Here is a 26,791-nt window from a genome sequence, read left to right as displayed (position 1 = left end):
CGAGCGCTTTCCCCGCGCCTCCGCGCCCGGCGCATGCGAGCGCCCCCAGGAGTAGGTTTTTCCAGGGGGCGCGAGGGCTGACGACGTCAGAGGGCTACGCGGCGACTTCGCGTACGAGCCTGGAGGACCAGTCGCACCAGTAACTGCCGGGCAGGAACGCCCCGCCGGCCTCGTCCAGATGGTCCTCCAGGTAGGGGATCGTGGCGTCGCAGACCTCGATCGCCACGTCGAAGAAGTCGACGGTGTCGGTGTTCAGGTGGTAGCTCCACCGCGGGTTGTAGTCGACCTGGCGCTTGAGGAAACGGCCGATGACATGCGGGCGCTCTGTGGTCTGGCCGTTGACCAGGTCGCGGGCGTGCTGAATCTTCGCGGGGTCGGTGAGCTTGACGACGAACTCCTCGCTGGTGATGTCCGTCATCACGAAGTAGGCCGCGTCCGCTGCCTGGGCGGGCGCGGGGGCGACGACGCCCAGCGCCGTGATGGCGAGGAGGGGGGTGAGGAGTTTGGTCGAGATGCTGCGCATGGAGATCCCTCCACCTTCGCGATTACCGAGAGTTACAATCTTATACACTAAGTAATCGCACGGTAACGAGGACCAACACCTGACGTCACAGTGACACCGCCCTACCCGGCGAGGCGGCAGATCCCCAAGGGTCCCGCGAGGGGCCCGGCCACGCTCTTGATGGCCCCGTACGGCCCTACGAGACGTCGTCGCCCTCCAGTGCCCGGTACAGCGTCGAGCGGCCTGCGCCGCGCCCGCGCCATGCCCGCGCCATGCCCGCGCCACGGCGAGCACGTCATCGGTGCCGCGGCCGGGCGCGATCACCGCCCCTGCCCGCGGCGCGGGCAGGGGCCACCTCCAGGGTGCGCGATGCCGCGCGAGGCGAGCCGGAGGCCTTCGGCCGCCGTGTCAGTCAGTCACATGGTCAGTCACGGTGGTCAGTCACACGATCCGCGTCGAGCGGCGCGGACGACGAAGCCGAAGTCGTCGGCGACCTGTCCCGGGGCCAGCTCTTGACGGGCACCGCCGTAACCGAACCAGTTGTAGAAGCTGCACTATGCCCAGACCCAGGCCGCCACGGCGGAACGAGAGTTCATCCGCTACAAGAAGATCACCGCGGACGGGCGGGCACTCGAGATCGCCCCGCGGGACCTCTTCGACGTCCTCCACCTCGATCAACGGGCCGATCGCGTGCTGTCCAACGGCTGGTGCATGCTGCCACCTGTGCGGTGCCAAAACGCGGACACTGCTGTTGAGCTGGCCGTTTGCCGGACGGTCAGGCTGCTCTGCGGTACTCGCTATTCAGCCCGGTGACGGTCCTCCGGCGGTGGATCCGGGTGGCTACGTCGATCACTTCGCTGGGGTCGTGCAGCGGAGGGCGGAGGGTGCGGCCCTGATGCGGGCGATGATGGTTGAAATGGTGTTCGTACTCGGTCAGGACCTTGCGCAGCTGCCGCTCGCCATGGATGAGCAGGTGATCGAGGCACTCTCGGCGTAGTGTTCCCACGAATCGTTCGGCGAACGCGTTCGCTCGTGGTGACCGGACGGGTGTCTTGATGACCCGCATGCTGGCGGCGGTGAACGTCTCATCGAAGATGCGGGGGAACTTGCCGTCACGGTCTCGGACAAGAAATCTGAAGGCGTCGGCGCGTTCACCCAGGTTCATCAGCGGGTTCCGGGCTTGCTGGGTCGTCCATGCGCCCGTCGGGTTGGAGGTGACGCCCAGCAGGTGTACACGCCGTGTCTCGATCTCCATGACGAAGAAGACGTACAGTCGTTTGAGGAACACGGTGTCGACGTGCAGGAAGTCGCAGGCCAAGATGCCGGAGGCTTGCGAAGTAAGGAACTGTCGCCAGGTCGGTGACGCCTGGCGTGGCGCTGGATCGAGGCCGGCCGCGGCGAGGATCCGGCGGATGGTGCCCTCCCCGATTCGATGGCCGAGGCCGAGCAGTTCGCCTTGGATCCGCCGGTGCCCCCATCGGGGATTCTCTCTGGCCAGCCTTATCGCCAAATCACGCAGCTCGTCCGGTATCGGTGGACGTCCGGCTGTGTTTGGGTAGGTTCAGCGTTTGGCTGACCAGGCGGCGGTGCCAGGCCGGCAAGGTGCCCGGCGTCACGATCCGATGGAGGCGAAGCCGTATGGGGAGCAGTCGCGCCAGTGCGGCCGGCAGCGCCCGGTCGGCCCAGTCCGGTTGCGGGCGGGAGACTTGACGACGCAGGACTGCGACCTCATGACGCAGCACCAAGATCTCTAGTTCTTGGAGGTGTCGCCCCGCGAGAGAAGCGTCAACCGGCCGAACAACCGGACCATCAGCAGATACAGCAGGCGTAGGAACACGAGTGCTGAGGATAAAAGGCCCGGTCAGACGCCATGGACGAGTTTTGGCACCGCACAGGCCGGCCGGACCGTCTTGAATGCGTCCATCGGCGTCGGACGAGTCGGCGATGCCAGGCTAGCAGCGTGCCCGGCGTGACCAGCCGGTGAGCACGCAGTCCAGGCGATAAGAGCCGCGCCAGAGCGGCCAGGACCGCTCGATCGGCCCAGCCCGGCTTTGGCCGGACGACCTGACGCCGTAGTACCGCCACTTCATGCCGAAGCGTCATGATCTCGACGTCCTTGACTGCCTCGCTGCGGCCCAGCAGCACCAACCAGCCGAACACCCGGATCACGATCAGGTAGAGGAGACGAAGAGACACAAGAACCGATCTTGCCTGAGCCGGCACCTCAGGTCGATCTGCAGGTCAAGCCCCCTGTGACGACTTTTGAAGCGGTACAGGACTCGGTCGACGTCGGTGCGCTCAGTCAATGACCGTGAGGTGGTCGGCGGCGCCCCCGTGCCACTCGATCATGAAAAGGGTGGCGTCGTCGCTGGTACGCCCGCCTCGTTCCCGCTTCAGCGTGTGGGAGAGCCGGCGCAGGTCCGCCCGTACTCCCTCCGACGGCTCTCCCCCCACACGCTTGACACAGCGGATGAGGCGTTCCTCGCCGAACAACTCCCCGCCGGCGACGTGCTCCTCGATGATGCCGTCGGTGTAGCACAGCACCCGGTCTCCCCGCTGCAGCATATGCTCCGCGATTCGGGGCTCCTCGCCGCCGAAGCCGACGGGCAACGTCGTCGCGCTCTCCAGCGTGCGCGCGACCTGGCCACCGCGGATCAGCAGCGGCGCCGGGTGACCCGCGTTGACCAGCTCCAGCTCACCGGTGGTGATGTTCACCTGCATCAACTGCGCCGTGACGAAGTGGTCGGGCCCGAACTGCTGGGATATGGCATCGTCCATGAATGCGTACTTCTCGGCCAGGCTGATGAACTCGCGCCGGGCATGCCGATAGGCGCCGATGGCGATGGTCGCCATCGAGGCCGCGTCCAGGCCGTGGCCCATGGCGTCGATCACGGCCACGTGCAGGATGTTGTCGTTCAGGGCATAGTCGAAGCTGTCGCCCGCGACGCGGTAGGCGGGCTCCAGGATGCCGGCCACCTCGACCTGCGGCACGGACATCGACAGCGGCGGCAGCAGGCTCCATTGGATCTCCGCGGACACGCTCATCGGTTCCCGGCGCCGGGTCAGGAAGAACTGGTCGGTGTAGGCGTTCTTGGTGACCAGCATGTCGGCGACCAGGCCGGCGAGTCGGCGCAGCAGGCGCCGGTCGTCGTCGGTGACGGCATCCAAGGTCAGGGTCATCACACCTACCTGATCGCCACCGTCCAGCAGCGGCAGATACATGCGTACGCCACGGGGCTGCGATACCTCGACGACCTCCGCACTCACGAAGGCCCGGCCGGCGGGGGAGTCGGTCATCGGCACCGGCTGACCAACGTGCAGTTTCCTGCCCGAAAGCGGCACCAGCAGCTCTTGCGCGTAGTCCTGGAGCAGGATGGAGACGTCACGGCCGCCAACTCTGGCCACTTCCTCCGCGATCAGCGGGGCGATCAGCTGCGGGGGCATCAGCCGTGCCCTGTCCAGCAGGCCGAGCAGGCGCTCACCGAAACCCTCCGACCGGTTCACGATCCCCTCGTCCATGGCCGGCTCTACCCCCTCTTTCCTGCACCTGCTTCCTGCACCTGAGCCGATCACCGCCTCCGCGCAACGCGAGCTGTAAGCCGCCGGAACTGCCTATGACGCCATGTGCAGCATGCCGTCCCACGCTGTCTACGCCCCGATCGGAGCCTCCCCACGACCGCGTCACCCTGCCCTGCGCGACCAGGGCATGTTCATGTGCTGGCGACCGCCTCTTACTGATTCGCCAGGACGGTGAAGGAGCCCGGCGACCACCCCTCACCGGCGTGCTTCACCATTCAAGATTGATTCCTCCGGTGGCCGCTCTACAGATGTTCCCCGAGGCGGGATCCCACAATCGTGCTCATCTCCGTACTCCCAGGTCGAGGGGCAGGGGCCGGGTTCGGTTCGGCCCTCCAGGACGGGGTCCATGCCGTCGTAGATGAGGTGGGTGGTGAAGGCGTGGCGCAGGATGTGTGGGGTTTGGTCGGGGTCGTGGGGAATCGGTGAGGGGGCGCGTTCCAGCGCGGCGGTGCAGTCGGCCGGGACGGCGGGGGCCGGAGCGGCTTGTGTTCTCGGAGCCACCTGTCCGGCCTAATTCCGGAATTGGGAAATCCGGGAATTGCGAGGTAGAATATAGCTACCGAGGACTTTTCGAGCGTTGGCATTCAAGTCTGCGTCGCCCCCGGCGAATCACCACCGGCCCCTCGAAAGGGCCCGGACAGGCGAGGCGACCATGACGCCGACGATTCTTTCTCCACTCGCGCCGCTCAGCTCCACCTCCGCTGCGATGCCGCAGGTCGATTCCGCGCTACGACTCAGTCTCCACCCGGAGCTGGATCGGCGAGCGGTCGTGGACGGGGCCTGGTGGCCCTACTCCCGTGACGCGTCCACCGAACTACCCAGCCTCATCGCCGCCGTCGACCGGCGGCTTGGCCGTGTCACGCTCCGTATCGGCGTATATGGCGATGCATGGCGGAACATCCCGCCCCGCATCCCGGCCCGCGGGCGGCAGGTCCGCGTCGGCTGGTTCCGCCACACCGACCCGCGCGTGATCACTCTCAGCTTCGCGTCCGGCGAGCCGGTCGTCCTGCTGGTCATCCCGCCCGGCACCGCCCGCTGTCCTGCTGAGGCCACGCTCAAGCTCACTGCCCTGGACCTCACCGCCCAGGAGGCCGGCTTGAGCGTCGGCGACGCTCTCACCGGCGCGCGCTTGCCGTCCGACCCCGATCCGGCTCTACGCGGGACGGCCACCGACGGCACGGCCGACTGGGAGAACGAGGGCGGGTCGGTCACCGACCAGGATCCACCCTCCTCGCCAGTGGGTCATCAGCGTCGGCGTGACCCGCGTGCCGTCTGCCGACCGGATCGGACGGTAGAAGGATCCGCCCCGTCCGGCGGCGGACCGATCTCCGGTCGGCAGGCACCTCATCCCATTCCAGTTCCTCCAGAAGAATCCTCCATGACCGTCGTCGACACCGAGCCACTCGGCGTGGCTGACCCGTCGAAGCCGACCACCATTCATCTGACCGGCGAGATCGACATTCTCACCAGCGCGGCGCTCCGCCGCCAACTGCTGAGCACGCTGCGCTACAGCACGAGCCTGCTCATCGTCGACCTTTCGCAGGTGTCGTTCTGCGACGCCGGCGGCATGGGCGTCCTGGTCGGCATCCAGCGCCGAGCCCGGTCGATGGGCATCGTTCTGGCCCTGAAGGCACCCCGCCCGTTCATGTCCCGGCTGCTGCACATCACCGGCCTGGACCGCAGCATGCCGATGGTGACGTGAGCGGTGTGCGCCTGCCACGTCCGCAGCTGTGACAGGGACGAGCGATTCGGGCTGGTGGCGGCGTCCCGATGAGGTCACGGGCTGTTGTCGGCCGCCGGTCGGCTGCACGCGGCAGCGGGAACCCGGCCAGCTTCTCACGTAGGCGTGCGATCTCGACGTGGCCGTGATGCAGCGCGTCGTAGAGCGTACCGTGACCGCGCTGGTGTTCTTGTCCGGGGAACCGGAGCGGCCCAAGAGCCACGATCTGCCGAGGCTTGAGAAGGCCCCGGCAGCATGGGCTGACGGGTCCTTGGTAGGGGGCCTGAGTATGCATGCTGACGGTTTGATGCTCGTGCTGCCGCGGAGTGGGAGAGGGGCAAATGACGTTCACGAAACGCCGGAATGGTGGAGCCCCAGGCCCGATTGAGCACCTTTCATGCCGACGATCTGCTGATATCCAAGGAGGGCGGCTGGCTACTGGAGGGGAGCCAGGTCGTGGGCATGGGGCGTCCGGGTGCGAGCAAGTGCGGCCCCAGGCGCTCCATGTCGCGCCTGCTGCCACGAGCCGGAAGGTCGTGCGCGTAGAGGGACATCCCTGCCAGGTGGCATTGGCTTCCAGGAAGCCGGTTCGTGAGTGCACCTCCAGCAGCGAGCTGAATCAGATTGATTCGCTACCCGTGATGAAAGGTCGTCGAACAGGAAAGCTGGGTGAGCAGCTCCAGTTGATCGAAATATAGGCGCAAACTCGCCACAAGATCGTCCTCTATTGTGCATACATAGCAACACCGCAACCGAATGGGGCGACCCGTCGCGGGAATCACTTGGCCATCGGGCATGGTGTACGGTCCCCTGTGAGTGCCTACGATGAGAAGCTCGCCAACAGTCGAATCTTCGATATCGAAGGACTCTACGACCACGGCCTGGACATCGGGGAATGCCTCCCAGAACTCCTCCAGGCAGGAGGCCAACTCTTCGCGTCCCCGGGAAACGCCTTCGGGGCTGATGGCTACTCCGGTCGGACTTGATGGTGCGGAGTAGCGCCTCCATGTCGTGGGCGTTGAATGCTCATTTCCTTGAGTGCCCGACGTGGCTGCCAGTAGACGGTCAACTCGCCAATTGTCACCGGCTGTATACCTGTCACGCACCTCGCGGGCAATGGTCATGGCGCCTGCTCCCCGTCCGGGAGTGCCGTGAACTCCGAGCTGTTCAGGACCTCGGTCTGGACTTCGGGCTTGAGCTTGCGCAGCAGCGCCACGGCGACGCAGTCGATGTCTTCGTCCATGTCGGTTCCTCCGTCCGCAGCCGGCGCCTTCCCCGGCCTGGCGTCTTTGCGGCGTCCGGCTGGTCAGGCCGGGGTGTCGCGCTGGCGCAGCAGCGCCAGGAGCTCGCCGGCGCGGGCGTCCGCCTCCCGGGCCGGTGCCTGCGCGGCGTTCTTGGCCTCCTCCATGGCGACCACCTCGCTTTCGGCGACCCGCGCCCGATGCAGAGCTTCCTGCGCGGCGGACTGCGCGGCGGTCAACCGGTCGCGCGTCTCCTCCAGGCGCTGCCCGACAGGCCAGGTCCTCGCGCAACCCGTCCGTCTCGACGGCGTGACGCTGCCGTGCCTGGTCCAGCTCAGCGCGCAGACGGTCGGTCTCAGCGCGGGCTTGGGCGGCCGAGTTCTCTGCGGCGGTCTTGGCCTCCTCCAGCCCGGCGGCGGTCGGGCGGCGGTCGTACCGCGCGCCCCAGGAAGGATCGTCTCCCCCCGGCGACAGTGACAGCGAGTCGCGATTGATTACAGAATGCGACGGGTCAGAACCGTTCCGTGATTGGATAGCCGATGCGACACATCTCCGCACTCCTGGCCGCAGCCGCCACCGGAATCCTTGTGCTCACCTGCGCCGGCCCCGCCTCCGCCGCGCCTGGAACCGCACTCCTCCCATTCGCCACCAGCCAGGCCAACGCCTACGACACTCCGAACCGGCTGGGCCGCCTACCCGCGCGGGCCGCAGGAACGGAGCACGGCATGCCTCTCCCCAAGAGGGGGCCCAAACCCGAGAACGACCCGGTGGTCTACATCAAGGAACAACTCCAGGGGTTCGCTGATGAAATCGGGCAGGACGCCGAAGATCTGGCATGGACCTACATCCAGGCCATCTCGACCGACCAGCAGCCTGATCTCCAGCCCCTGGAAGGGGAGACCGCGACCCACAAGGAGTACAGCCTTGTCCTCATTCCCGGCGTGCACTCCCTGCTGATCGAGGTGGACACCCATCCCGGCGGCACCTGGACGGCGGATGTGACCGTGACGCCCCGGCTCTTCGGCTACGGCCTGGACCCCTCACACCTGCAGCTGTCCGGGGCGCGGAACGAGGGCACGGTCCACTCGTCCACCAACGTCTTCGGCGCCGATGTGACCCTCGGCTTCTACGGCCCCGACCTGTCCTTTGGCGTGTCCGGTCAGTCCTGGCACTGGGCCTTCGGCAAAAAGGTCAAGGATTTCAAGTTCGAAAACCTCTTCCGCCTCCAGTAGCCCTGGGCCGGGGTCAGGGTGCGGCGAGCGGTTCGTCGCCCTCCAGCGCCTGGTACAGCGTCGAGCGGCCTACGCCGCGCCCGCACCACGCCCGCACCACGGCGAGCACGTCATCGGTGCCGCGGCCGGGCGCGATCACCGACCCTGCCCGCGGCGCGGGCAGGGGCCACCCCCCATGGTGCGCGATGCCGTGCGCGAGGCGAGCTGGACTGCCCCCCGCTGTGGAGGCGGCTCGTTCGCAGCTCGTCGTCGGACCTGCCTTCATCCAGCGTGGGCGTCCGTTCTGGTGGCGGAACCTGAGACGGAACTGGGCGACACCTGATCGGAGATTGCGCAGACTTCTCCGGCCGTGGTGAGTGAAAGTGGCGGGGTGGGCGGCGAGGAGCACCAGGAGCAGGAGGCTCGGTCCGAGCGGATGCGGGCCGGAGCGCGGGCCCAGGTTACGCGTCTGGCCCGCAGCACGGTCTCCGGGGTGCGCCGTCTGTCGTCCCCGGCGCTGCTGGCCATCTTGTCGGCGGGCGCGTTCGGGGCGTTCCTGGAACCGGGTGAAGCGACGGCGGGGGCAGCACTGCTCGGGGCCGCTACCGCCGTCGGTGGAAATCTGCTAACTGACCTTGTCAAAGCCGGTATTGCCCGCCTCGGCGAGGACAGCAGCGGCGACAGCAGCGGCGACGGCAACGGCGACGAGTCCTCGCGCCGGATGCTCGAGGACGACCTGGAGCAGCGCATCCAGCAGATCCTGGAAGGCGGCGGGCCCGAGGCCGAAAGGTTGCGCGCGGAGATCGCGCATGTCCTGCACCAGATCGGCGCTGTCGGCGCCGCGATCGAGGCGGCGATCCAGGCCGGGGATCGCGACCTGCAGGAACACCTCACCCGTGGCCTGTCCGCTCTGGGGCGGGAGTTCGCCGAGTTCTCCTTCACGCTGACCGCCATCGAAGATCATCTACGGGTGTTGCGGGATGGCCAGGACGAGCAGGGAGCCCAGCTCGGCCTGGTGGTGGATCTGCAATATCGGCAGGCAACCGATATCCGGCTGCTTTTGCAACTGGTGTCGGAGCTTCCCTGGCCACAGGCGGCCGGCACGACCGGCGGCGGTCGGGAGCGCTGGAACGACGAGTGCCCGTATCGAGGGCTTGCGCCCTTCGCCGAAACTGACGCCGAGGTGTTCTACGGCCGGGAGGTGATCACCGCACAGCTGGTCACCGCTGTCTCCCGGCGACTGGCCTGTCCGGGGCTTGTGGTGGTGACCGGCGCTTCAGGAGCGGGTAAGTCCTCGCTGCTGCGCGCCGGGTTGCTTCCTGCGATCGGCCGCGGTGGCCAGACCACCAAGATCTTCAGGACATTCCTAGAGCCTCGGGACCGCGGCTCGGAAGGCGACCCCGTCAAGGGTGCCGTTGACCATCGGCCGGTCGGTCGCCTCGAACGGCGTCCAGGTGATGACCGCCTTCACCGTCGACCCGGCTCGGGTGATCTCCACGGCCGCCGTGGCCCGCCCGGCGTCGCCGGTGCGGATCTCCCCCGTCACCGCGACGTCGGCGACGAACCGGGCGGCGACCAGGCGCGTCACGCTGGCGTGGTGGTCGATCCGCCCGCCGCGCAGCCCGGGGGCGGCGGCGTCTCCCGGCGGCATCGCCACGTTGGGGTTGCGGGCTGCCAGCGCGTCGTCCACCGTGGCGAACGCCGCGGCCAGCAGTTTCCGCTGCTCGTAGCCGAGCCCCTGGACACGGGGCCGCGGCAGCTCACCGGAGGTGCGCGGGAAGCGGCCCATCGCCCGGTAGTTCTCCGCGCTGCAGCCGCCCGCCCCCGCGGGGGCGTCGAAGCGGGTCACGAACGAACGTACGGCGGATCGCAGGCACAGACGGTAGCCGCTCTGCCCGGCCGAGGCGCCGATGTGCGCGCCGAACGGCACCGTCACGGCCGTACCCCCGAACCGCCGCGCCGCCCGGACTGCGTTGCCCGGCGGGGTGGTCGTGTCGAACTGGCCGCCGATGGCCAGCGCGGGCACCCACGGGTAGGCCGCCTTCGCGGGCACCGGCGGCGCCGGGTTCGGTACGGGCCAGGTGAGACACCAGTCGGCGGCCTCTCCTGCCGCCCCGAACGCCTCCGCAGCCGTGTAGGGACGCGATGGCTGCCGGGACCGGTATCGTTCCAGTTGCTCGCGCCGCCGCGCCGGACCGGCCGCCCGGTCGTACGGCAACGCCGAGTCCGCGCAGACGTAAGCCAGCTGTGCCGGGCTGCTGGGCATCGCCCCCGGGTCGGGGAAGCTGGTCACCAGGCGGTGCAGGGGCGCGGAGTCGCCGCGCAGGAAGGCGTCGGCGGCTGCGCCGGCTTCCCGGCCGATGCTCGGATCGGCCAGGTTGCCGGTGAGGCGGGCCAGGTCGCGAACCGAAACCTTCGGGTCGGGGTGCGACCGCAGTCGCTTGATCAGCGCCGTCCAGCGCTCGGCAGGCCGGCCGGGCATACGCCGGCACCGCGCCGACGGCCGGCAGATGGCATCGAGGTTGGCCACGCCGCGTCGCGCGGCGGGGGCGAACGACATGTCCGCGTAGCCGCGGGAGTCGACCGACAGCACGCTGTCGAGCAGCACCGCGCGGATCCTGTCCGGGTATCGGGCCGCGTACGCCTGAGCGAGCAGCGTGCCCCAGGAATAGCCGTAGACGGTCAGCTTCGGCACTCCGAGCGTGGCGCGCAGCGCTTCGATGTCACGTGCCGCATGGGCGGTGTTGAAGAAGCGGCCGCGGCCCGCGCAGTCATGTACGCTAGCCGGCTCGGTCAGGTCGAGTCCCGGGCAGGCCAGCGGGCTCGACCCGCCCCAGCCACGCTGATCGAGCATGAGCAGGTTCTGGCGCTCCAGGGCGGGCCCGAGCCAGGCCCTGGTGCTGTCGACCGCCCACAGGGAGGGCGCGGGCCCGCCGGGCAGGACGAGGATCGTGCCGGTGGGCGGGCGCGTCCGGTCCGTGGCCGGAACCCAGGTGTAGGCGATCGAAAGCTTCTCGCCCGCCGGGTCCGCCGGGTCCAGCGGCGTCTCCAGCGTGGCGTCGCAGCGCTCGGTCGCGCCCGCGCATGACGCGGCCGCGGCCGCGGCCTGTGCCTGCGGTTGCACGGTCGTGAGCAGTGCCAGGACCGCCAGGACGCACGTCAGTCTCTTCCTCATCGCATGCTCTCCTTCCGCGCGGCGGGCCGGACGGCCCGGAGCTGCGCCGGGCGCCGGCTGAGTGCCTGATAGCAAGTGATCAGCCCGACCAGGGCCGCACCCCAGACCAGGAATCCGCCGTACGTCACACCGAACACCCACGGGTTCGCGCTGCCGGGCGCGCTCGGGAGCTCGGTGAGACCGGCGAGCGCGCCGAGCGTGGTCACCGCCGCGGGCAGACCCATGGACAGCAGCCCCACCCCACCGGTCCAGCCGGCGGCCAGCACCAGCGGCCGGGGCACCCAACGTGCCCAGCCCTGGATCAGCGCGACCGCGCACAGCGCCCCGCACACCGGGATGGTCACGCTGAAGTCGGTCAGCGGGCTGTACCAGTGGTGCGCGCCCGCCAGCCCGGACTCCTGGTAGCCGCCCACCGGGTGGCCCAGGGCCCACACCGCCTTGAGGGTCGCGTAGGGCAATGGCGCGAGCGCCGCCGTCCAGCCGTACGCGCGCAGCCACCGGCCGGTGGCTCGCGCGTCCGTCAACTCCGGCCGCGTACGGCGCTGGAAGGACCAGGCGGCGACGGCGAGTGCGCCGACACCCGCGAGCACGATGAGCTGGTCGACGACCAGCGTCCAGTACGGCTCGGCCGCCCAGCCGGGCAGCCCGGTGACCCACAGGAGCACCCGCAGCAGGTTGAGCAGCAGGATCTGGCCGCCGAAGCACAGCAGCGCCAGCGTGCCGGCCCAGATCGCCGCGAGCAGGGCGGTGCGTGGCAGGCGACGCCCGAAGGGCCGCACCGTGGCCAGTGCGAGCACGGCCAGCCCCGCCAGCGCGAGCACGCTCCCCCAGCCGGCCAGGCCGTCGAGCTGCGGCAGCGGCCGGCCGGCGCACTGATCCGCCGCGGTGGCGGCTTCGATGGGGGTGCAGCGGGCCGCGAGCCACTCGCCGCCCATGCTCCAGTAGGCGCGCAGTCCCGCGTACGCCGCCGCCCAGCCCGCGGCGAGATGGCCCGCGACGGGTGATCGATGCCTCATGACTCTCCATTCGATGTCGTCCGGTGCTCCACACTCCTGCCGCGGACGCCGTTTCCGCGTCTGCCTGCCGGCCGGGAAAGATGCGACCTCAGGCGTACACGGGCGGGCCCGCAGGCAGACGCGGCGTCCCCGGCGCGTTCGTAGACTCGGGGCCATGTCACAGGTGATCGGAAGGCTGCTCGCGCAGGTCAGGACGCCGACCGCCGACGCCGCGCTCGCGACGCTGGTGGGCCTGCCGCTGCTCGGCTGGACCTGGGTCGTGCTGACCATCACGCCCGGCCCGTCGCCGGTGGCGTTCGCCGGCGCGCTGTTGGCCCACTCCGCGATGGCGCTGCGCCGTACGGCGCCGCTGGCGTCCTTCGGCGCGGTCGCCGCCGGATGCGCGGCGATGCTCGCCGGCGCGGGAGGTCTGCTGCTGCCCCCGTCGATGCTGGTGTTCCCGTGGTCGCTCTACTCGATGTGCGCCTACGGATCACGGCGCGCGCTGGGCTGGGGGCCGGTCGCGGCCCTGCTCGGGTCCGCCGTGGTCGGCCTGCGGTTCTGGCTCAATCCGCGGGAGGCGTCCGGCCTGCCCCCGGCGTTCGTGTTCCTCTTCCTGCTGGCCGTGACGATGATGATGTGGAGCTTCGGCCTGTGGCGGCGGACGCAACGCGCGTACCTGGAATCGCTGGAGGACCGCGCCCGCAGGGCCGAGGCCGACCGGGAGGAACGCGCCCGGCGGGCCGTGCACGACGAGCGCGCCCGGATCGCCAGGGAGATCCACGACGTGGTGTCCCATTCGCTGTCGGTGGTGATCAGCCAGGCGCAGGGCGGCACGTACGCGGTGCGCACCGACCCGGACCGGGCCGCCGGCATCCTCACCACGATCGCCGACGCCGGCCGCCACGCGCTCGCCGACATGCGCGGCCTGCTGGGCTTGCTGCGCGCCGAGACGCCGCTGGAGTCCGAGTCGGCCGGCTCTGCGCCGACGCTGGCCGAGCTGCCCCGGCTGCTGGAGGGCACCAGAGCCGCCGGGCTCGCGGTGACGTTCCGGCAGGACGGCGCCGAGCGGCGGCTCAGTCCCGCCGCCGAACTGGCCGTCTACCGGCTGGTCCAGGAGTCGCTGACGAACACGCTCAAGCACGGGGGCGCCGGCCGCCGGGCCCAGGTGGTGCTCAGCTGGGGAAGCGCCGGGCTCGCCGTCCAGGTCCAGGACGACGGCCCCAGAGATTCCCACCCGCCCGGCGGCGGCACCGGGCTCGGCCTGGTCGGCATGCGCGAGCGGTTCCAGGCCTTCGGCGGTACGGTTGCCGCCGGACCGGCGACGACCGGCGGGTTCCACGTGTCCGCCCGCTTGCCGTACCTCCAGCGAACGGAGCAGACGTGACGATCAGGGTGTTTTTCGTCGACGATCAGGCGATGGTCCGGGCCGGCTTCGTGATGGTGGTCGAGGCCCAGCCCGACATGACGGTGGCCGGCGAGGCTGGCGACGGCGCGGAAGCGCTGGAGAAGCTGGCCGTCACCACCGCCGACGTCGTCCTCATGGATGTCCGGATGCCGCGCATGGGCGGGGTCGAGGCGACCCGCCGCCTGCTCGCCGGCACCGGGCCCGCGCCCCGAGTGGTCGTGCTCACCACGTTCGATCTCGACGAGTACGCCTTCGCGGCGCTACGGGCCGGGGCCAGCGGCTTCCTGGTCAAGGACGCGCCGCCGGAAGACCTGCTGGCCGCCATCCGCACCGTGCACCGGGGCGACGCGGTCATCGCCCCGTCCACAACCCGCCGGCTCATTGACCACGTCGCCGCCGACTTGCCCGTCCTCCACGCGGAGCCCGACCCGCTGGCCGCGCTCACCCCGAGAGAACGCGAGATCCTCCACCAGATCGCGCTCGGCCGGTCCAACGCCGAGATCGCCGGCCTGCTGTTCCTGTCCGAGGGCACGGTGAAGACCCATGTCGGCCGCATCCTGGCCAAACTCCGGCTTCGTGACAGAGTCCAGGCCGTGATCTTCGCCTACGAGAACCGCCTGGTGCGCGCCTCATAGGCCGCGGCCACGCCCCTGCCGCGCGATCAACCCGGCGACTGCGACGGACCGAGACTGTTGAAGAAGCAGGCGTCGTAGATCTCCGTCAGGTGCTTCAGCTTGTCCTTCGACACGGCCTGCCGATGTGTCCCGGGGTCGTCGGCGCGAAGCGCCTTGAGTGCTCACCCGGGCGTGCGGCAGGCCTTCCCGGGTTTCCTCACCGCCACCGACGTATTCGCGAAACTGGCCGAGATCGCCGGTTCCCTGCCGCTGGATCCACTCGAACCGGGCCTGCGCTCCCGCGCCCGCACCACCGTGATCGGCGACGGCACCATCTACTTTGACAAAGCCGGCAGCAGCGACGGTAAGGGCCTGCCTGTCCACAAGGTCGCCATTGACCTGCCTGCCACCGCTGGTGGTAGGGCCGAGCGCGGCAGCGTGATCCGCCATGTGCTCGACCGCAGCGAGCACATGCTGCGGCCCACTCTCACCACGCGCCGGGGTCCACGCCATCTCATCGTGGCCGGCCCTGGACAACGGCAAGACCACCACCTCCAAACTCCTCGTGCAGGCCCATCAGGCGGCCATGCTCGCCGGAGCGAGCAACCTCAGCAGGGAACACCAGGAGGTGATCGCCGGTATGGACCAGGCGCTGGCACGGCTCGGCGCCACGCTCTCCCGCCACTCTTGCCCGAGGTCGACCTGCCCGACGACACCCGCGCTCCGTACGATCGACATCCAGCGCAACGATCCTCTCAAGCCATTACAAGGCCAAAGCTCGCCATCGTCAGGCGGCATCACGTAGGTGAGAGCCCTGGACGAATCGCGTGTGCTCACTGATCAGCCACTTCGTGGTCAGGCGCACTGCAGTGATCCGCTCCACCAGGGATGAGGGCGTGCGCTTCCGCTTGTCGCGGCGGGCTCGGCACCTCATCGGAAGCGGCGCAGCTCTTGTCCGTCCGGCGTGGTGCAGGTCGTAGTGTCGCATCGTATCCCCGAGCCGCAAGGACACAGCCTCCCCGCCGGCCGAGAGCAGGGGCAGGGCTCGACTGGTCCGGCGCGGCGACGGCCGCAGGCGAGGCCCTGGGCGGCGTCACCGCCGTCGTCGCCCCCCTCCTTGACGGCGCCATCACTACAGCACGACCGGCACCATGGGCACATTCCGACCCGATCATGATCAGCCCCTCGTGGTGTTCCAGGAGTGCCGCTGCGACGACACCAACGGCGACGACACCGACGGCGACGGCATCGGCGACACCGAGCACATCGAGCTGATCGTGGTCGCCGACGACGGCACACTCACGACGCTCGGCGCCTACCCCGACGACCTCACCGCAGTACACGCCGATCGCACCGGCCGCCTGCCCGGTCGAGGGCGCACCCCCCGGTCACGGTTCAGGCCCACCGCATCGAGGTTCCCGCGGGCGGATCGTGGAGCGCTGACGGCGTGGCACTCCTGCAGGCGGTCACGTTCGTCGCGTGGGGAGGCGACGAACAGGTCAGCACCGCGGACGGCGTCTCGACCTTGCACGAGGGGGAATCGGTGTCCTGGTCGGTCGCCTGCGACAGTGACGCGGGTCCTGACCGGGCCGCTGTCGGTCACCGCTTCGGCTGGCTGGGACCGTGACCGTCGCCTACACCACGGCGGCGGAATGAGCGGCACCAGCGGCAGCGCCGCCACCCTCGCACCGGCAGGGCTGCCGGGACCGCTGGGGCCGCCCGGCGAGGCCGCCCCAGCAGGTCTCCGTGTGGAAGGCGGGCACAGAGTGACCGACGGCGACGGCAACCTGACCTTCACCTGGCCCGCTGGCACCTTCACCGCGCCTCCAGTCGTCGCGATCGCTGGCGAGGCCGGGGCAGGGCACCGGTCGGCGCGCATCGTGTCGAACACGGCGGCCTCGACGGTCGTGCAGGCGCAGGCGGCGGCGGTCGTCAAGGTAATTGGCATTTTGGTACTCGGGTGGGTGCCGCAGCCGCAGGCGTGAGGGGCACGCTCTCGCGGTCGCCCTGTGAGCTGCGAGCGGGGATAGGAGGGGGAGCAGGCTGCTGGTCCCTGTAGGGGAGAGACCTCTGGCAGTCTCTCCCCCTACAGGGGGATATTTTCGTGCGATCGGCACGTCAAGGCGCGTAAATGCCTAGGATCGCGCAGATGAAGAAGACGATCTTTGGCCTTGCAGCCACGATGCTGACTGCGGCCACCATCACGATGATGTCGTCCGCCGCCCAGGCCGAGCCGCTCCCCAGCGGCTGCAACAGCGGAGTTGGGTATCAGCACGCCTACACCTGGGCGAACTGCTCGGGCGGTGGAGGCTACGTCCGCGCAGTCGCCACCTGCGCTAGCGGCACCGCGAAGAAGAAGGTCTACAGCTCCTGGAAGGTGAACGCGGGCGACAAGCTCGCGCGCACTGCGTACGCTCACTGCCCCAGCTCCTACCCCAAGGCTGTGGGCCACAGCTACGACATCAAGCGCTGATCCGGCCGGCGAGCCGGCGAAAGGGGCCCTCCGACTCTGAGGTCGGTGGGCCCTCCGCGCTGAGGCATACTCGCTGGTAAGGAAAGAGTGCATACGCACTGTTCTGTTACTGGTCAGTAGCATGTGCTGAGGCCCGGCTCTTCGCTCATGAGACATGCCCGGCAAGGGATAACGGTTTGCGACGTCCTGCGCGCTGTGCGCGGTGAGGGCGTCACGCTGGACGCGTGCTGATCGCGCTGGCCGTCGTGGTGTCGCTGGCGCTGGTGGGCTGGGGCGCGTGGGTATTCTTCACCGGCGCCAACCTGGATGAGCGGGACAAGGTCGCCAGTGTGGTGAGCATGGTCATTGGTGGCCTGGGGTTGCCGGTGTCTGTAGCTGGGCTCTGGATGCAGCTACGCCAGCAGGCGGCGGCCTCGCCGGCAGGCCAGGTGTCCTCGCTGGGATCGGGCTCTGTGGCGGTCGGAAGTATGAGCGGCGGCACGCTGATCGGGCATGCCACCTTCCATACGCAGGCGCCGCAGACGCCCTCCCGGCTGGTCCGCCTGATGCCGCGCCCGCTCCACCTGGCTGGGCGTGATGAGGCGCTGGCCAGCCTGCATGACCGCCTGGCCGCCGCTGAGGCGTTGCCGTGCTGGATGGCGGTGCATGGCCTGGGCGGCATCGGCAAGACCAGCCTGGTGGCCGAATACAGCCACCGCTACCAGCACGAGTATCAGCTGATCTGTGCATCTGTCCGCCGAGGATCCCACGCTGCTGTCGGCCCCGGTTGCCGAGCTGGCCGTCCACCTCGGCGGGCTACAGGCCGACGGCGCCGATCCAGTCCACCTGGTGCACGCCGTGCTCGGCACCCATCCTGGCCGGGGGTTGCTGATCTTCGACAATGTACCCAACGCCGACGCCCTCCACGGCTTCCTGCCGCCTACCGGATCCGGACACGTCCTGATCACCAGCCGGTCTGGGAGCTGGCCGGAGCCGCACAGTCTGGAACTGCCCGTCCTGGACCTCGAACCGGCCACCGCCTTCCTGCTGGAGCGCAGCGCCCGCCAGGAAACGCAAGCCTTGGGAGCTGTGGCCGCCGAGCTCGCCGGCCCGCCGCTGGCGCTCGAACAGGCCGGCACCTACATGGCCGAAACCGGCACCGGCCCCAGCGACTACCTCGACCTGCTGGCCCGCCAGCGGACCGCCCTGCTCGCCGAGGGCAAACCCTGGGGATACGCCGAGAGGGTCACCTCGACCTGGCAGGCCGCCTTCGAGCAGCTCGCCGGCGCCGTCCCGCAGGCGATCGCCCTGCTCCGGTTGCTGGCCTGCTATGCACCCGACGACATCCCGTACCAGCTGTTGCTCGACGACCTCGCCATTGATCCGCTCGTCGAACTCGGGATCGGCAAGAGCGCCAAGAAGCAGCTGAGCCTGCTCCCCGTCGGACGCCTGCAGGTCAACACGGCGGCAGCCGCGCTGCGCCGCTATTGCCTGATCAGCCGCCCGCGCGACGGGCTGGTCTCGATACACCGCCTGGTCCAAGCCGTCACCCTCGACCAGCTCACCCCCAGCCAACGCGCCGCCTGGAGCGCAGCCGCCGCCAATATCCTGCTGGCTCTGCCCGCTTCCCGTCGATCCCCTGGCGCAGAGGCGGGGCTCTTACCTCAAGAGCACAAGAAAATCTGTAGTCGCCACAGTAGACATGCGCGCTGTGGGAGGATAGAGTTCCTGACATCGCAAGGGACGGATCCACGAGGGCAGCGCAGTACGAGCACCACAACGGGGCTGCCCGGACGGGCGTGGACAGCAGTACAGCAGTACAGAACGAGGAAGAGGGCAGAAGGTCGGACTGCCGCGGCCAGGTGGTTGAGAAAGAGGGCCGGGGCGGTGGACGCGCTGCCGCTTACGGAAAGTCGGCACCAGCGGTCAGGGTGCCGAGGCACGGATAACTGGAAGGGAGTGTTGAACGCCATCAGGATCGCCCGTCGCCGGCCGCATGTCGCCGCACGGGTACCGCAGCTCCACGAACAGGACGGTGGTCTACGGTCACGCTTACGCGATCCCCGCACCCCCGCATCGGGCGGCTGGCGCGGCATAAGTGAACCGCCCCTGCAGCACGCAGGCAGGGCCGGTCGATGGTGTTAAACCTCTGGGCCCCGGCGCATCATGGCGCCGGGGCCCCTGTTCGCATTCGGGAAGGTTGAATGGATCAAACACCTCAGGCAACGGTCACCGCCTCAAGGCGGGAGCAGCCCCGCCTCACCGGCGCTCGCCCAGCCCCTCATCCGGCCCAGGCGGTCGACGCGGCCGCCAGTCCCGGGCAGCGGCTCGATGACGAGGACTACCCCGCCTACAGCATGGGCCGGGCCGCCGAGATCCTCGGCGTCACCCCGGCGTTCCTGCGCAGCCTCGGCGCCGCCAAGCTGATCGAGCCGCTACGCAGCGAGGGCGGCCACCGCCGCTTCTCCCGCTACCAGCTGCGCCTGGCCGCCCGCGCCCGCGAACTCGTCGACGCCGGCACCCAGCTGGAAGCGGCCTGCCGCATCATCATCCTGGAAGACCAGCTCGCCGAGGCGCTGCGTATCAATGAAGAACTCCGCCAGCGCGAAGAACTCCGCCGGCGTCACTGACCGTTCCGAGCCCCCGGTCACGCCCGGGGGCATCAGGACAAGCCGCGTCCGAAACGCCGGGGAGCCACGGCATTCCCGCGACAGCCAGGCCGGCGCGGCGCCGGCCGTTGAAGCTGACCGCCCTTCTCTGAGAAAGACGTCCCGTGACCGAGGACCACGGCTTCCCCGAAAGCTTCGCCGTCTCCATCGCTGTGCACCAGGACTACATCGTGGCGCGCGTGGCCGGCGAACTCGACTACCAGTTCGCCGGCCTGCTGCACCACCAGGTCAAAGATCCCTGGCAGGCGGCCCTGTCCAGTGCGCTGGTGGTGGACCTGAGCGGCGTGACCTTCTGCGACTCCACGGGCGTCGGCGTTCTGGTGCTGCTGTTGCAGCAAAGCCGCCAGCAGCAGGCCGGCCTGGTGCTGGCACAGGTGCCGGCCCGGCTGGAACGCATCCTGTCGATCACCGGCCTGCGCGCCGCGTTCCAGGTCGCATCATCGGTTGAACAAGCCATCCAGAGCGTGACCGCGACACGGGCCGTGACACCGCCCCTGGGATCCTCGCCCAAGCCGCCGGAAGCGGGCTGACCGCCTGCCCCTGGGCCGTCACGATCAGGATTGCTCCGGCCGCAACGGCAGGTGTTCATCCATCTCGGAGAACCCCGCCCGACACCGGATTCTGTTCCAAATCTTTCTGACCGCCGCTGCCTGGAGCAGGGCTCGGGGTGGCCGGCCATAGCTTCCCGCGCGGTGCGTGACCAGCTACTCATGGTGTGTGAGGCATCTGTACTGGGACCTTGCAGAAACCGGGGCCGGCGCCTGCTTCGAGGTGGACTGGCGCGGGTCAACGGCCCGGGTCTGCCTGATGGACAGCGACGAGTACCAGGCGTACCTCGACCAGGAGGCCTACGAGTACCACGGCGGCTTCTTCGACTACAGCCCTCTCACACTGCAGGTGCCCTACGACGACTACTGGTACCTGGCTACGACCAGGTCAAGAGGGCACTGTCCGTTCCGATCTCGACGTGGCTGACCTGCTGGCCTTGACGAGCGCGGCTGCCATGACCGGCACCGACGCCGGCCACACGCAGCGCCTCCTGCGGATCCTGCGGCACGGCCTGCAGGTCTAGTCGCTGCGGCGAACGAGATGGCGGTCGTGTCCCACACGGGCGTCGTAGCGCCAGCGGTAAGGCCGAGCTGTCTCGTTGTAACGGATGGTGAAGTCGTCGATCTGGGCCATCAGATCCTCGCGGGAGGTGAACTCGCCACGTCGCTGCAGGCGACGGGTGAGCGCGGAGAACCACATCTCGATCATGTTCAGCCGGCTGGCGTGCTTGGGTGTGTAGGTGACCTTGAATCGTGGGTGCGGTCAGCCAGGCGCGGGTGGAGACCAGGCCATCAAGGCGGTGGCGGCCCTCGCCTGAGTGACGCCTGACGGCGCCGAAGACCCCGGTCGCCGTGGACAGGAAGGCGATCCCGTCACCGGATTGGCACGTCGGCGATCAGTTGGAAACCGGGAATCCGCGTGGTGACGGAGGGCACGTCCAGGAGAGCGGCCCGAACTGCGCCCCGCCGCGGCCGCGCCGGTGAAGGGCAGCGAGGAGAGCCGTTGCACTACGGACGGTACCCGGGGCGACGGCGCGTCGTCCGCTGCTTGTGGTGGACGAGCTCGCGGCATCGGCGGCGCGGTCGTGCGTGGTGAAGGCGCAGTCCTGGCGGTCGCCCGGCAGCTTGTGGGGGAGTGGGACGTCGTGCCCGCAGCGACGGGGGAGTTGCCGGCGCGCGGACCTGGTGCCTGCCAGCGAGTCGGGGGTGGTGCGGTCCCGGTCGGTGATGTGGCTGGTGGACAAGCTGGATCAGGTGCTCGTGCTCGACGGCCCGACCATCATGACCAGCGTCGAGGACGAGCAGGGGGAACAGGGGTCGGTGGAGCCCGGACCGGTGGAGTGGGCACTCGATTTGGCGCCCTAGCGGCGCAGGCTGGCGGATGAAGAGCGCGGCCACACGGTGACGCGCTGCCCCGGCTGGTGTGGAGGCCGCGGGCCGGCTACTACGTGTGTGAGGGGTACGGGCGGCACGTCGGCCTGCAGCTGGACTCCCCGCGTTCTCTGTAGAACATCCTTCCGCAGACATGGCATCCGCCTGGCATGGCCGGTACGCCGCTACGCCGTGGTCGGGAAGTGGCGGTCCAGTCCGGTGACACGCAGCAGCCGGGCCATTCGCGGTGAGACGCCGCGCAGGGCGAGCGTGACACCGCGTGCCCGCGCACGGCCTTTCACGCCGATCAGCACGCCGATCCCGCCGGCACCGCAGAAGGTGACCCGGGATACGTCCAGGACGAGCACGTCGGTGCTGTGATCCAGGGCGCTGATCAGCCGCTGGCGCAGCCGAGCTGTGGTGAAGATGTCAATGTCTCCCGACAGCTGTACGAGAGTCGGCGCCGAGGCGCTCACAGCCTGCGGGGCGATGTCGATGACGGTCATGAAAGTTTTCCTCACGGAAGAAGCTGAAGGGTCATGAGATGCCTGCCTGTCGAGGACCGGCCCGGCGTCAGTACGGGGGACACCTGGTCTGCTCGATCAGGTCATGCAGGTCGTACCGGAGTCGGTCGGCGAGTGCGCGAGGGCGAGGACGGGCGTCGATGCTCAAGCCTGCGCCGTCCGGTGCGGTGAGCTTGAGCGTGGCCTCGGCGGCGCCCGCGGCGGTGCGCGACGGAATGATCCGCAGCATGACCGGCTCGCCGGTGGCGAAACTGACAGTGATCGCGCGGGGGTGGATGTGGCGGAACCAGCCGATGCGCACCTGCCGCCCGAGCGCCGGGATCCGGCGCGGGATGTTCTGCCACATATCGCCATGGATGCCGATGCGGAGCGTGACTCGATCGAGCAGCTCGCCGACCGCGGCGATGAGGCCGGGCAACTCGGCGGACGCGTCAGGGGAGGAGAACCACCGAGCCCTGTCCGCCACCTTCCGCTGATTCGGCGCCGGATCGATGCTGAGCCGTGCGGGATGAAAGAGAAGTGTCGACATCATGATCGCCGGGCCTGTCCGGGCCCGTTCAAGGGGCCGGTGGTGGTTCGCCGAAGGCGACGCAGACCTGAGTGCCGACGCTCGAAAAGTCTTCGGTAGTTTCACCCTACCTCACGACTTCCAGGATTCCGTAATTCTCGCAGCGCGAGCGGCTGATATCGCAAGAAAACGACCACAAAGACCATATAGCTATCGAAGCGTCACCAGAATCGTAAGTGGAGGTGAATGTGCCGCTCCCCGCCGTCCACGGTGACTCCCGCCGGTGTATGAAGATCGGCTTGACCGATCGGTCCTGCCGCGGCGAACGTCTCGGGGGCCACGGTGTGGGTGCTGGATCCTCGCCCCGGGACGCTTGCCCGTGGAGCGACGATGTGTGGACGGTCAGGGCGTTGGTTGGTCGGGCTCGGGCGCCAGGCGGTTCGGGACAATTAGCCGCATGAGGTGACAGAAACCTGGAGGAGGTGATTCGTGACCAGGCGGATGAGCGGCGGGGCCTGCGTATCACGGGCTACCGTGTGTGCTAGGGTGAAAGTAGTTGCAGTTGTGGTACCCATAATGAACTTGTGTGCACCTGACGGTATGTAGCCTCGGGTGCATTTTTGTTTTCCGGTCTTCTCCGGGTGTGGGCCTATCTCGGCGACACGGAATTCGTGCATCGCGGATTTCGGATTGCACCTGCGAAAAGGAGATCGACATGGCTTCTGGCACCGTGAAGTGGTTCAACGCTGAAAAGGGCTTCGGCTTCATCGAGCAGGACGGCGGCGGCGCCGACGTTTTCGCGCACTACTCCAACATCGTCGCCCAGGGCGGCTACCGCGAGCTGCGGGATGGCCAGAAGGTGGCCTTCGATGTCACCCAGGGCCAGAAGGGTCCGCAGGCCGAGAACATCGTTGCCGCCTGACGAATAGCGCCACGAATCAGGGTTCGCACCTTCACAGGTGCGAACCCTGATTCGTTTCCGGCCTCGTGTTCGTGCGTACGGCGATCGGCAGTACGGGATCTACATCTGGCACGGCGAATCGAGCATGCCATGTCCGGGACCGAGGCAGAACGTCCGGCCGGCGAACTGACCGCGCTCCTGGAAGCCGGGCTGTGGCACACCAGCGGGAGATCGATGAAGAGGACCTGATAAACGGCGGGACAGCCCCATCTGCTCAGCGCTCCCAGAACGGTGACCGGCGAGCCGTTGCCGATCCCGCCTCCACTGGCGAAGGCGTACTGACCGTGCTGGTGCCGCGGTCCGCCGCAGCCCCCTCCCTCTTCGCCTACTCGCACCCACCGCGTCCAGTCATGCTGGACGAGACCTTATCCCCGTTTTGAGGTCAGGCCGCCGGCGATCGCGTAGCCATTGCGAGTCGCCGCTGACGCCCGGACAGGCGGGTCAGCCGCGGTCGAAGGTCTGGACGACGATGAGGCAGGCGAACGCCGCAAGCGCGAGCACGGTCCGGACGAGGTGCAGGTTGAGCCACCGCCGGCGGCTCTCGGCCCAGTCGGCGGGCAGGTTGTCGGGATCCCAGGCGTCCACCACCCGGTTGAGGGGTTCCAGGGTCCTCAGGGTGAGGAGCACGGTGAGGACCACCATGATCAGGGCGGTCGCGCTGACACCGAGGACGAACCATCCGCGACGCCATGACAGGGCGGTCATGACGATCAGCGCCGCGATGCCGGTCAGCAGCAGCGGCGGCATCGCCCGCCCGTAGTCGACGTTGAGCGCCTGCCAGTACCGCACGTACGCGGCCCCCGGCAGGCGAGCCATGGACGGGGCGACCACCACGAAGACGACGCCACCCGCGTACAAGCCGACCAGCAGCAGTGCGACCATCCTGGACGCGACCAGTACGAAAGCCACCGATCCTCCCTTCCTCGCCAAGAAAGGATCGACCAGGAGCCACCCCAAATACACCCACAGCCGAGAGCGCGGCCCCGGCCGGTGGGCACACCACGGGCCCCAGTGCAGCACCTGCTCCCGAGGGACGCAGGGCGGGCGCTGGCCACCTTCGCGCCCCCGACCGGCGCACTGACCTTCGCCCTGATCGCCGGCTTGCCTTGCGTGCCTGACAATCACATCGCTCTGAGCTGCGAAAAGGGCTGCGAATCCACGATGACCATCGAGCCGGCGCTCGTCGTCCGGAGTGAGCCTGCCGCAGGCCCGATCTGCGGACCGAGCCGGCATGGCGGACCAGTCAGCAGGCCTTGGTCGGCCCCTCGGCGGCGCGGGCCGCGTTGGCCTTTATCGCCTTCTGGAGCCACTCCGCCGCACCCCGACGGGTGTTCGCCTCGATGCCCGCCCGGTAACGCGGGTCCTCCACGTACAGGTAGCTCTTCTGCACGTGGAACTCGTGCGTCATGTCGTAGAACCAGCGGGCGATGTGCCGCAGCTGCGACTCGGCCACATCCATCGCCGCCTCGCTCGTCGGGTCGGCGCCGGCATCCATCAGCTCACGGATCCGTGCCTCGATGGCCGCGTTGTCGCGGTTGATCTGCTCCCACTGCTTCTTGTCGTAAGCCGCGACGCGCTTCGCGGACTGCGCGTATGCGGTGCCGCTCCCCCACCGCTGCTCCACCTCGTCGAGGTACTCGTCTTCGTGGTCGGCCCACTCGCCCCAGACCTCGCATTTGTCCTCCTCGCTGAGCGGGGACCGGATCTTCTTGTCACTCATGGCCGCGACCGTAGGGCATGACGCTACGTGAGGGTCAAGCCGCTCCAGCTGCGTCGTTCAAAGCTGAACGGCATCGCCGGAGCGGTCCTCACTCACGGGCTCCGGCTGAGCTCGATCGCCGGGAACGTCACCGGTGTGGCGGGTTCGCCTGCCTGGACGGTCCACGCTTCGCCGGTCGTGCCGCTCTGGACGATCGCCTGGACGGCCGCCGCGACCTCATCCGAGCTGGCGATGGCGAAGCCGTGCACGAGGACGTGGTCGCGGATCTCCTGGAGCATCGGCGTCTCGACGAAGCCGGGCAGATCGCATTCACGGTGACGCCCGATCCGGACAAAAGGTACGCGCCCTGTGCGGTGCCAAAACTCGTGCATGGCATCTAACCTGGCCTTCTATCCTCAGCACTCGTGTTTCTACGCCTGCTGTAGCTGCTGATGGTCCGGTTGTTCGGCTGGTTGACGCTTCTCGCGCGGGGCGACACTTCCAAGGACGTGGAGATTTTGGTGCTGCGTCATGAGGTCGCCGTCCTGCGTCGTCAGGTTTCCCGGCCGCAACCGGACTGGGCCGACCGGGCGCTGCTGGCCGCACTGGCGCGGCTGCTTCCTGCACGGCTTCGCCTCCATCGGATCGTGACGCCTGGCACCTTGTTGGCCTGGCACCGCCGGCTGGTCAGCCAACGCTGGACGTACCCGAACGCGACCGGGCGTCCACCGATCCCGAACGAGCTACGTCATCTGGTGATCCGACTGGCCAGGGAAAATCCCCGATAGGGGCACCGGCGGATCCAGGGGGAACTGCTCGGCCTCGGCCATCGAATCGGGGAAGGCACCATTCGCCGGATCCTCGCCGCGGCCGGCCTCGGCCCAGCGCCACGACAGACCTCACCGACCTGGCGACAGTTCCTCACCTCGCAAACCTCCGGCATCCTGGCCTGCGACTTCCTGCACGTCGACACTGTCTTCCTCAAACGCTTGTACGTCCTGTTCGTCATGGAGATCGAGACACGCCGCGTGCACGTGCTGGGCCTCACCTCCAACCCCACGGGCGCATGGACCACCCAGCAAGCCCGGAATCTGCTGATGGACCTGGGAGAACGCGCCGGCGCGTTCAAGTTCCTCATCCGGGACCGTGACGGCAAGTTCTCCCGCTCCTTCGATGAGCTGTTCACCGCCGCCGGCGTGCGAGTCATCAAGACACCCGTCCGGTCACCACGAGCGAACGCATTCGCCGAACGGTTTGTGGGAACGCTACGCCGTGAGTGCCTCGACCACCTGCTCCTCAATGGTGAGCGGCACCTGCGTAAAGTCCTGACCGAGTACGAACACCACTACAACCAACATCGCCCGCATCAGAGCCGTTCCCTCCGCCCGCCGTTGCACGATCCCAGCGAGGTGATCGATATGGCCTCCCGGATTCACCGTCGAAGGACCATCACAGGATTGATCAGCGAGTACCGCAGAGCAGCCTAATCGTCCGGCAAACGCCCAGCTCAGCAGCAGTATCCGCGTTTTGGCGCCGCACAGCGTGGGTGCGGGCCGGAAAGTCCGGGGGAGCGCCGTATCTGTGGTGGTTCTGTGGGTATGAGCTGCGCAGATG

At 68.6% G+C, this 26,791-nt stretch carries 32 protein-coding genes and 3 pseudogenes; 17 read left to right on the top strand and 18 right to left on the bottom strand.

Features of this window, described 5'->3' with window-relative positions; all coding sequences use genetic code 11:
* Window positions 1-94: 94 nt before the first annotated feature.
* The 3 genes from ACIA8R_RS08915 to ACIA8R_RS08905 all read right to left on the bottom strand — a co-directional run bounded on the left by ACIA8R_RS08915 (window position 95) and on the right by ACIA8R_RS08905 (window position 4,021).
* On the bottom strand, window positions 95-523 hold the full coding sequence (locus ACIA8R_RS08915; protein ID WP_397037487.1) for a calmodulin-binding protein: 429 nt from the start codon (window positions 521-523) through the stop codon (window positions 95-97).
* A 754-nt stretch (window positions 524-1,277) separates the two neighbouring features.
* A complete protein-coding gene (locus ACIA8R_RS08910) occupies window positions 1,278-2,012 on the bottom strand; it encodes an integrase core domain-containing protein (RefSeq protein ID WP_397037485.1) in 735 nt (244 codons plus the stop codon).
* 788 nt (window positions 2,013-2,800) lie between these two features.
* Window positions 2,801-4,021, bottom strand: coding sequence for a PP2C family protein-serine/threonine phosphatase (locus ACIA8R_RS08905; protein ID WP_397037484.1), 1,221 nt, complete (start codon window positions 4,019-4,021; stop codon window positions 2,801-2,803).
* Window positions 4,022-4,733: 712 nt separating this feature from the next.
* Between ACIA8R_RS08905 and ACIA8R_RS08900 the strand changes: the two genes are divergently transcribed.
* Window positions 4,734-5,783 carry an STAS domain-containing protein gene (locus ACIA8R_RS08900; RefSeq protein ID WP_397037482.1) on the top strand — a complete coding sequence of 350 codons (1,050 nt, stop codon included), beginning with the start codon at window positions 4,734-4,736 and terminating at the stop codon, window positions 5,781-5,783.
* A 650-nt stretch (window positions 5,784-6,433) separates the two neighbouring features.
* Here ACIA8R_RS08900 and ACIA8R_RS08895 read toward each other — a convergent pair.
* From ACIA8R_RS08895 to ACIA8R_RS08885, 3 genes are all read right to left on the bottom strand, one after another.
* Window positions 6,434-6,925, bottom strand: a complete 492-nt coding sequence (locus tag ACIA8R_RS08895) for an ester cyclase (RefSeq protein WP_397037480.1) — start codon at window positions 6,923-6,925, stop codon at window positions 6,434-6,436.
* The gene (locus ACIA8R_RS08890) at window positions 6,922-7,044 is read right to left on the bottom strand and encodes a hypothetical protein (RefSeq protein ID WP_397037478.1); all 123 of its coding nucleotides are present in this window, start codon (window positions 7,042-7,044) and stop codon (window positions 6,922-6,924) included. Before ACIA8R_RS08890 ends, ACIA8R_RS08895 begins: the two co-directional genes overlap by 4 nt.
* A gap of 63 nt (window positions 7,045-7,107) precedes the next feature.
* Window positions 7,108-7,281 (bottom strand): hypothetical protein, encoded by a 174-nt coding sequence (locus ACIA8R_RS08885; RefSeq protein ID WP_397037477.1) that lies wholly within the window; start codon window positions 7,279-7,281, stop codon window positions 7,108-7,110.
* 300 nt (window positions 7,282-7,581) lie between these two features.
* On the opposite strand from ACIA8R_RS08885, the gene ACIA8R_RS08880 reads away from it, so the two are divergent.
* Window positions 7,582-8,274, top strand: coding sequence for a hypothetical protein (locus ACIA8R_RS08880; RefSeq protein WP_364104380.1), 693 nt, complete (start codon window positions 7,582-7,584; stop codon window positions 8,272-8,274).
* A gap of 13 nt (window positions 8,275-8,287) precedes the next feature.
* Here the strand turns inward: ACIA8R_RS08880 and ACIA8R_RS08875 are convergent, their stop codons facing one another.
* Window positions 8,288-8,413: a hypothetical protein gene (locus tag ACIA8R_RS08875; protein WP_364104383.1), complete on the bottom strand. Its 126-nt coding sequence runs from the start codon at window positions 8,411-8,413 to the stop codon at window positions 8,288-8,290.
* Between the two features lie 465 nt (window positions 8,414-8,878).
* A complete protein-coding gene (locus ACIA8R_RS08870; protein WP_397037476.1) occupies window positions 8,879-9,217 on the bottom strand; it encodes a hypothetical protein in 339 nt (112 codons plus the stop codon).
* Between the two features lie 6 nt (window positions 9,218-9,223).
* On the opposite strand from ACIA8R_RS08870, the pseudogene ACIA8R_RS08865 reads away from it, so the two are divergent.
* Window positions 9,224-9,571 (top strand): annotated as a pseudogene (locus ACIA8R_RS08865) (ATP-binding protein); the annotation flags it as partial.
* A gap of 48 nt (window positions 9,572-9,619) precedes the next feature.
* Here ACIA8R_RS08865 and ACIA8R_RS08860 read toward each other — a convergent pair.
* Entirely contained in the window at window positions 9,620-11,428 is a 1,809-nt protein-coding gene (locus ACIA8R_RS08860) for an alpha/beta fold hydrolase (RefSeq protein ID WP_364104389.1), read from the bottom strand.
* Complete coding sequence (locus ACIA8R_RS08855) at window positions 11,425-12,444, bottom strand: hypothetical protein (RefSeq protein WP_364104392.1); 1,020 nt, start codon at window positions 12,442-12,444, stop codon at window positions 11,425-11,427. The genes ACIA8R_RS08860 and ACIA8R_RS08855 overlap by 4 nt, the downstream gene beginning before the upstream one ends.
* Window positions 12,445-12,598: 154 nt before the next feature.
* Here ACIA8R_RS08855 and ACIA8R_RS08850 point away from each other — a divergent pair, with 154 nt between their 5' ends.
* On the top strand, window positions 12,599-13,810 hold the full coding sequence (locus tag ACIA8R_RS08850; RefSeq protein ID WP_397037474.1) for a sensor histidine kinase: 1,212 nt from the start codon (window positions 12,599-12,601) through the stop codon (window positions 13,808-13,810).
* Window positions 13,807-14,466: a response regulator transcription factor gene (locus ACIA8R_RS08845; RefSeq protein ID WP_358293671.1), complete on the top strand. Its 660-nt coding sequence runs from the start codon at window positions 13,807-13,809 to the stop codon at window positions 14,464-14,466. Before ACIA8R_RS08850 ends, ACIA8R_RS08845 begins: the two co-directional genes overlap by 4 nt.
* On the opposite strand, the gene ACIA8R_RS08840 is transcribed toward ACIA8R_RS08845, so the two are convergent.
* Together ACIA8R_RS08840 and ACIA8R_RS08835 are read right to left on the bottom strand one after the other, a co-directional pair.
* Window positions 14,461-14,997 (bottom strand): hypothetical protein, encoded by a 537-nt coding sequence (locus tag ACIA8R_RS08840; protein ID WP_397037472.1) that lies wholly within the window; start codon window positions 14,995-14,997, stop codon window positions 14,461-14,463. The genes ACIA8R_RS08845 and ACIA8R_RS08840 overlap by 6 nt on opposite strands.
* A gap of 24 nt (window positions 14,998-15,021) precedes the next feature.
* Window positions 15,022-15,183: a hypothetical protein gene (locus tag ACIA8R_RS08835; RefSeq protein WP_364104402.1), complete on the bottom strand. Its 162-nt coding sequence runs from the start codon at window positions 15,181-15,183 to the stop codon at window positions 15,022-15,024.
* A gap of 709 nt (window positions 15,184-15,892) precedes the next feature.
* Here ACIA8R_RS08835 and ACIA8R_RS08830 point away from each other — a divergent pair.
* The 8 genes and pseudogenes from ACIA8R_RS08830 to ACIA8R_RS08795 all read left to right on the top strand — a co-directional run.
* Window positions 15,893-16,072 carry a hypothetical protein gene (locus tag ACIA8R_RS08830; RefSeq protein WP_397037470.1) on the top strand — a complete coding sequence of 60 codons (180 nt, stop codon included), beginning with the start codon at window positions 15,893-15,895 and terminating at the stop codon, window positions 16,070-16,072.
* A gap of 139 nt (window positions 16,073-16,211) precedes the next feature.
* Complete coding sequence (locus ACIA8R_RS08825; protein WP_397037468.1) at window positions 16,212-16,430, top strand: hypothetical protein; 219 nt, start codon at window positions 16,212-16,214, stop codon at window positions 16,428-16,430.
* Window positions 16,431-16,594: 164 nt separating this feature from the next.
* Entirely contained in the window at window positions 16,595-16,918 is a 324-nt protein-coding gene (locus tag ACIA8R_RS08820) for a hypothetical protein (protein ID WP_364104408.1), read from the top strand.
* A gap of 723 nt (window positions 16,919-17,641) precedes the next feature.
* Window positions 17,642-19,042: a hypothetical protein gene (locus ACIA8R_RS08815; protein ID WP_397037466.1), complete on the top strand. Its 1,401-nt coding sequence runs from the start codon at window positions 17,642-17,644 to the stop codon at window positions 19,040-19,042.
* Window positions 19,043-19,254: 212 nt separating this feature from the next.
* Window positions 19,255-19,527 (top strand): MerR family transcriptional regulator, encoded by a 273-nt coding sequence (locus ACIA8R_RS08810; RefSeq protein WP_260477504.1) that lies wholly within the window; start codon window positions 19,255-19,257, stop codon window positions 19,525-19,527.
* Between the two features lie 143 nt (window positions 19,528-19,670).
* Window positions 19,671-20,096: an STAS domain-containing protein gene (locus ACIA8R_RS08805; RefSeq protein ID WP_397037464.1), complete on the top strand. Its 426-nt coding sequence runs from the start codon at window positions 19,671-19,673 to the stop codon at window positions 20,094-20,096.
* A gap of 166 nt (window positions 20,097-20,262) precedes the next feature.
* Window positions 20,263-20,541: a DUF1883 domain-containing protein gene (locus ACIA8R_RS08800; RefSeq protein ID WP_397037462.1), complete on the top strand. Its 279-nt coding sequence runs from the start codon at window positions 20,263-20,265 to the stop codon at window positions 20,539-20,541.
* Window positions 20,498-20,638: pseudogene (locus tag ACIA8R_RS08795) on the top strand (hypothetical protein); the annotation flags it as partial. The gene ACIA8R_RS08800 and the pseudogene ACIA8R_RS08795, both read left to right, overlap by 44 nt.
* Here ACIA8R_RS08795 and ACIA8R_RS08790 read toward each other — a convergent pair.
* Window positions 20,635-20,856 (bottom strand): annotated as a pseudogene (locus tag ACIA8R_RS08790) (hypothetical protein); the annotation flags it as partial. The pseudogenes ACIA8R_RS08795 and ACIA8R_RS08790 overlap by 4 nt on opposite strands.
* A 443-nt stretch (window positions 20,857-21,299) precedes the next feature.
* Here ACIA8R_RS08790 and ACIA8R_RS08785 point away from each other — a divergent pair.
* Window positions 21,300-21,479: a hypothetical protein gene (locus ACIA8R_RS08785; protein ID WP_364100933.1), complete on the top strand. Its 180-nt coding sequence runs from the start codon at window positions 21,300-21,302 to the stop codon at window positions 21,477-21,479.
* A gap of 191 nt (window positions 21,480-21,670) precedes the next feature.
* Here the strand turns inward: ACIA8R_RS08785 and ACIA8R_RS08780 are convergent, their stop codons facing one another.
* Window positions 21,671-21,991: an STAS domain-containing protein gene (locus ACIA8R_RS08780; RefSeq protein ID WP_364100936.1), complete on the bottom strand. Its 321-nt coding sequence runs from the start codon at window positions 21,989-21,991 to the stop codon at window positions 21,671-21,673.
* 67 nt (window positions 21,992-22,058) lie between these two features.
* A complete protein-coding gene (locus ACIA8R_RS08775; protein WP_397037460.1) occupies window positions 22,059-22,541 on the bottom strand; it encodes a DUF5994 family protein in 483 nt (160 codons plus the stop codon).
* Between the two features lie 691 nt (window positions 22,542-23,232).
* Here ACIA8R_RS08775 and ACIA8R_RS08770 point away from each other — a divergent pair.
* Window positions 23,233-23,439, top strand: a complete 207-nt coding sequence (locus ACIA8R_RS08770; RefSeq protein WP_364100942.1) for a cold-shock protein — start codon at window positions 23,233-23,235, stop codon at window positions 23,437-23,439.
* Window positions 23,440-23,919: 480 nt separating this feature from the next.
* Here the strand turns inward: ACIA8R_RS08770 and ACIA8R_RS08765 are convergent, their stop codons facing one another.
* From ACIA8R_RS08765 to ACIA8R_RS08755, 3 genes are all read right to left on the bottom strand, one after another.
* On the bottom strand, window positions 23,920-24,387 hold the full coding sequence (locus tag ACIA8R_RS08765) for a DUF1772 domain-containing protein (protein WP_364100945.1): 468 nt from the start codon (window positions 24,385-24,387) through the stop codon (window positions 23,920-23,922).
* A 334-nt stretch (window positions 24,388-24,721) separates the two neighbouring features.
* On the bottom strand, window positions 24,722-25,198 hold the full coding sequence (locus tag ACIA8R_RS08760; RefSeq protein WP_364100948.1) for a TipAS antibiotic-recognition domain-containing protein: 477 nt from the start codon (window positions 25,196-25,198) through the stop codon (window positions 24,722-24,724).
* Between the two features lie 92 nt (window positions 25,199-25,290).
* Complete coding sequence (locus ACIA8R_RS08755) at window positions 25,291-25,476, bottom strand: hypothetical protein (RefSeq protein WP_364100951.1); 186 nt, start codon at window positions 25,474-25,476, stop codon at window positions 25,291-25,293.
* Window positions 25,477-25,629: 153 nt separating this feature from the next.
* Here ACIA8R_RS08755 and ACIA8R_RS08750 point away from each other — a divergent pair, with 153 nt between their 5' ends.
* A complete protein-coding gene (locus ACIA8R_RS08750) occupies window positions 25,630-25,965 on the top strand; it encodes a hypothetical protein (RefSeq protein ID WP_397037457.1) in 336 nt (111 codons plus the stop codon).
* A 219-nt stretch (window positions 25,966-26,184) separates the two neighbouring features.
* Window positions 26,185-26,664, top strand: a complete 480-nt coding sequence (locus ACIA8R_RS08745; RefSeq protein ID WP_397037456.1) for an integrase core domain-containing protein — start codon at window positions 26,185-26,187, stop codon at window positions 26,662-26,664.
* Window positions 26,665-26,791: the final 127 nt, after the last annotated feature.

This window comes from Nonomuraea sp. NPDC051191, assembly GCF_044455665.1.
In the GTDB taxonomy this organism is placed as follows: Bacteria; Actinomycetota; Actinomycetes; order Streptosporangiales; family Streptosporangiaceae; genus Nonomuraea.
The sequence above is the reverse complement of the archived record's forward strand: the minus strand, read 5'-3'. Positions and strand labels throughout refer to the sequence as shown.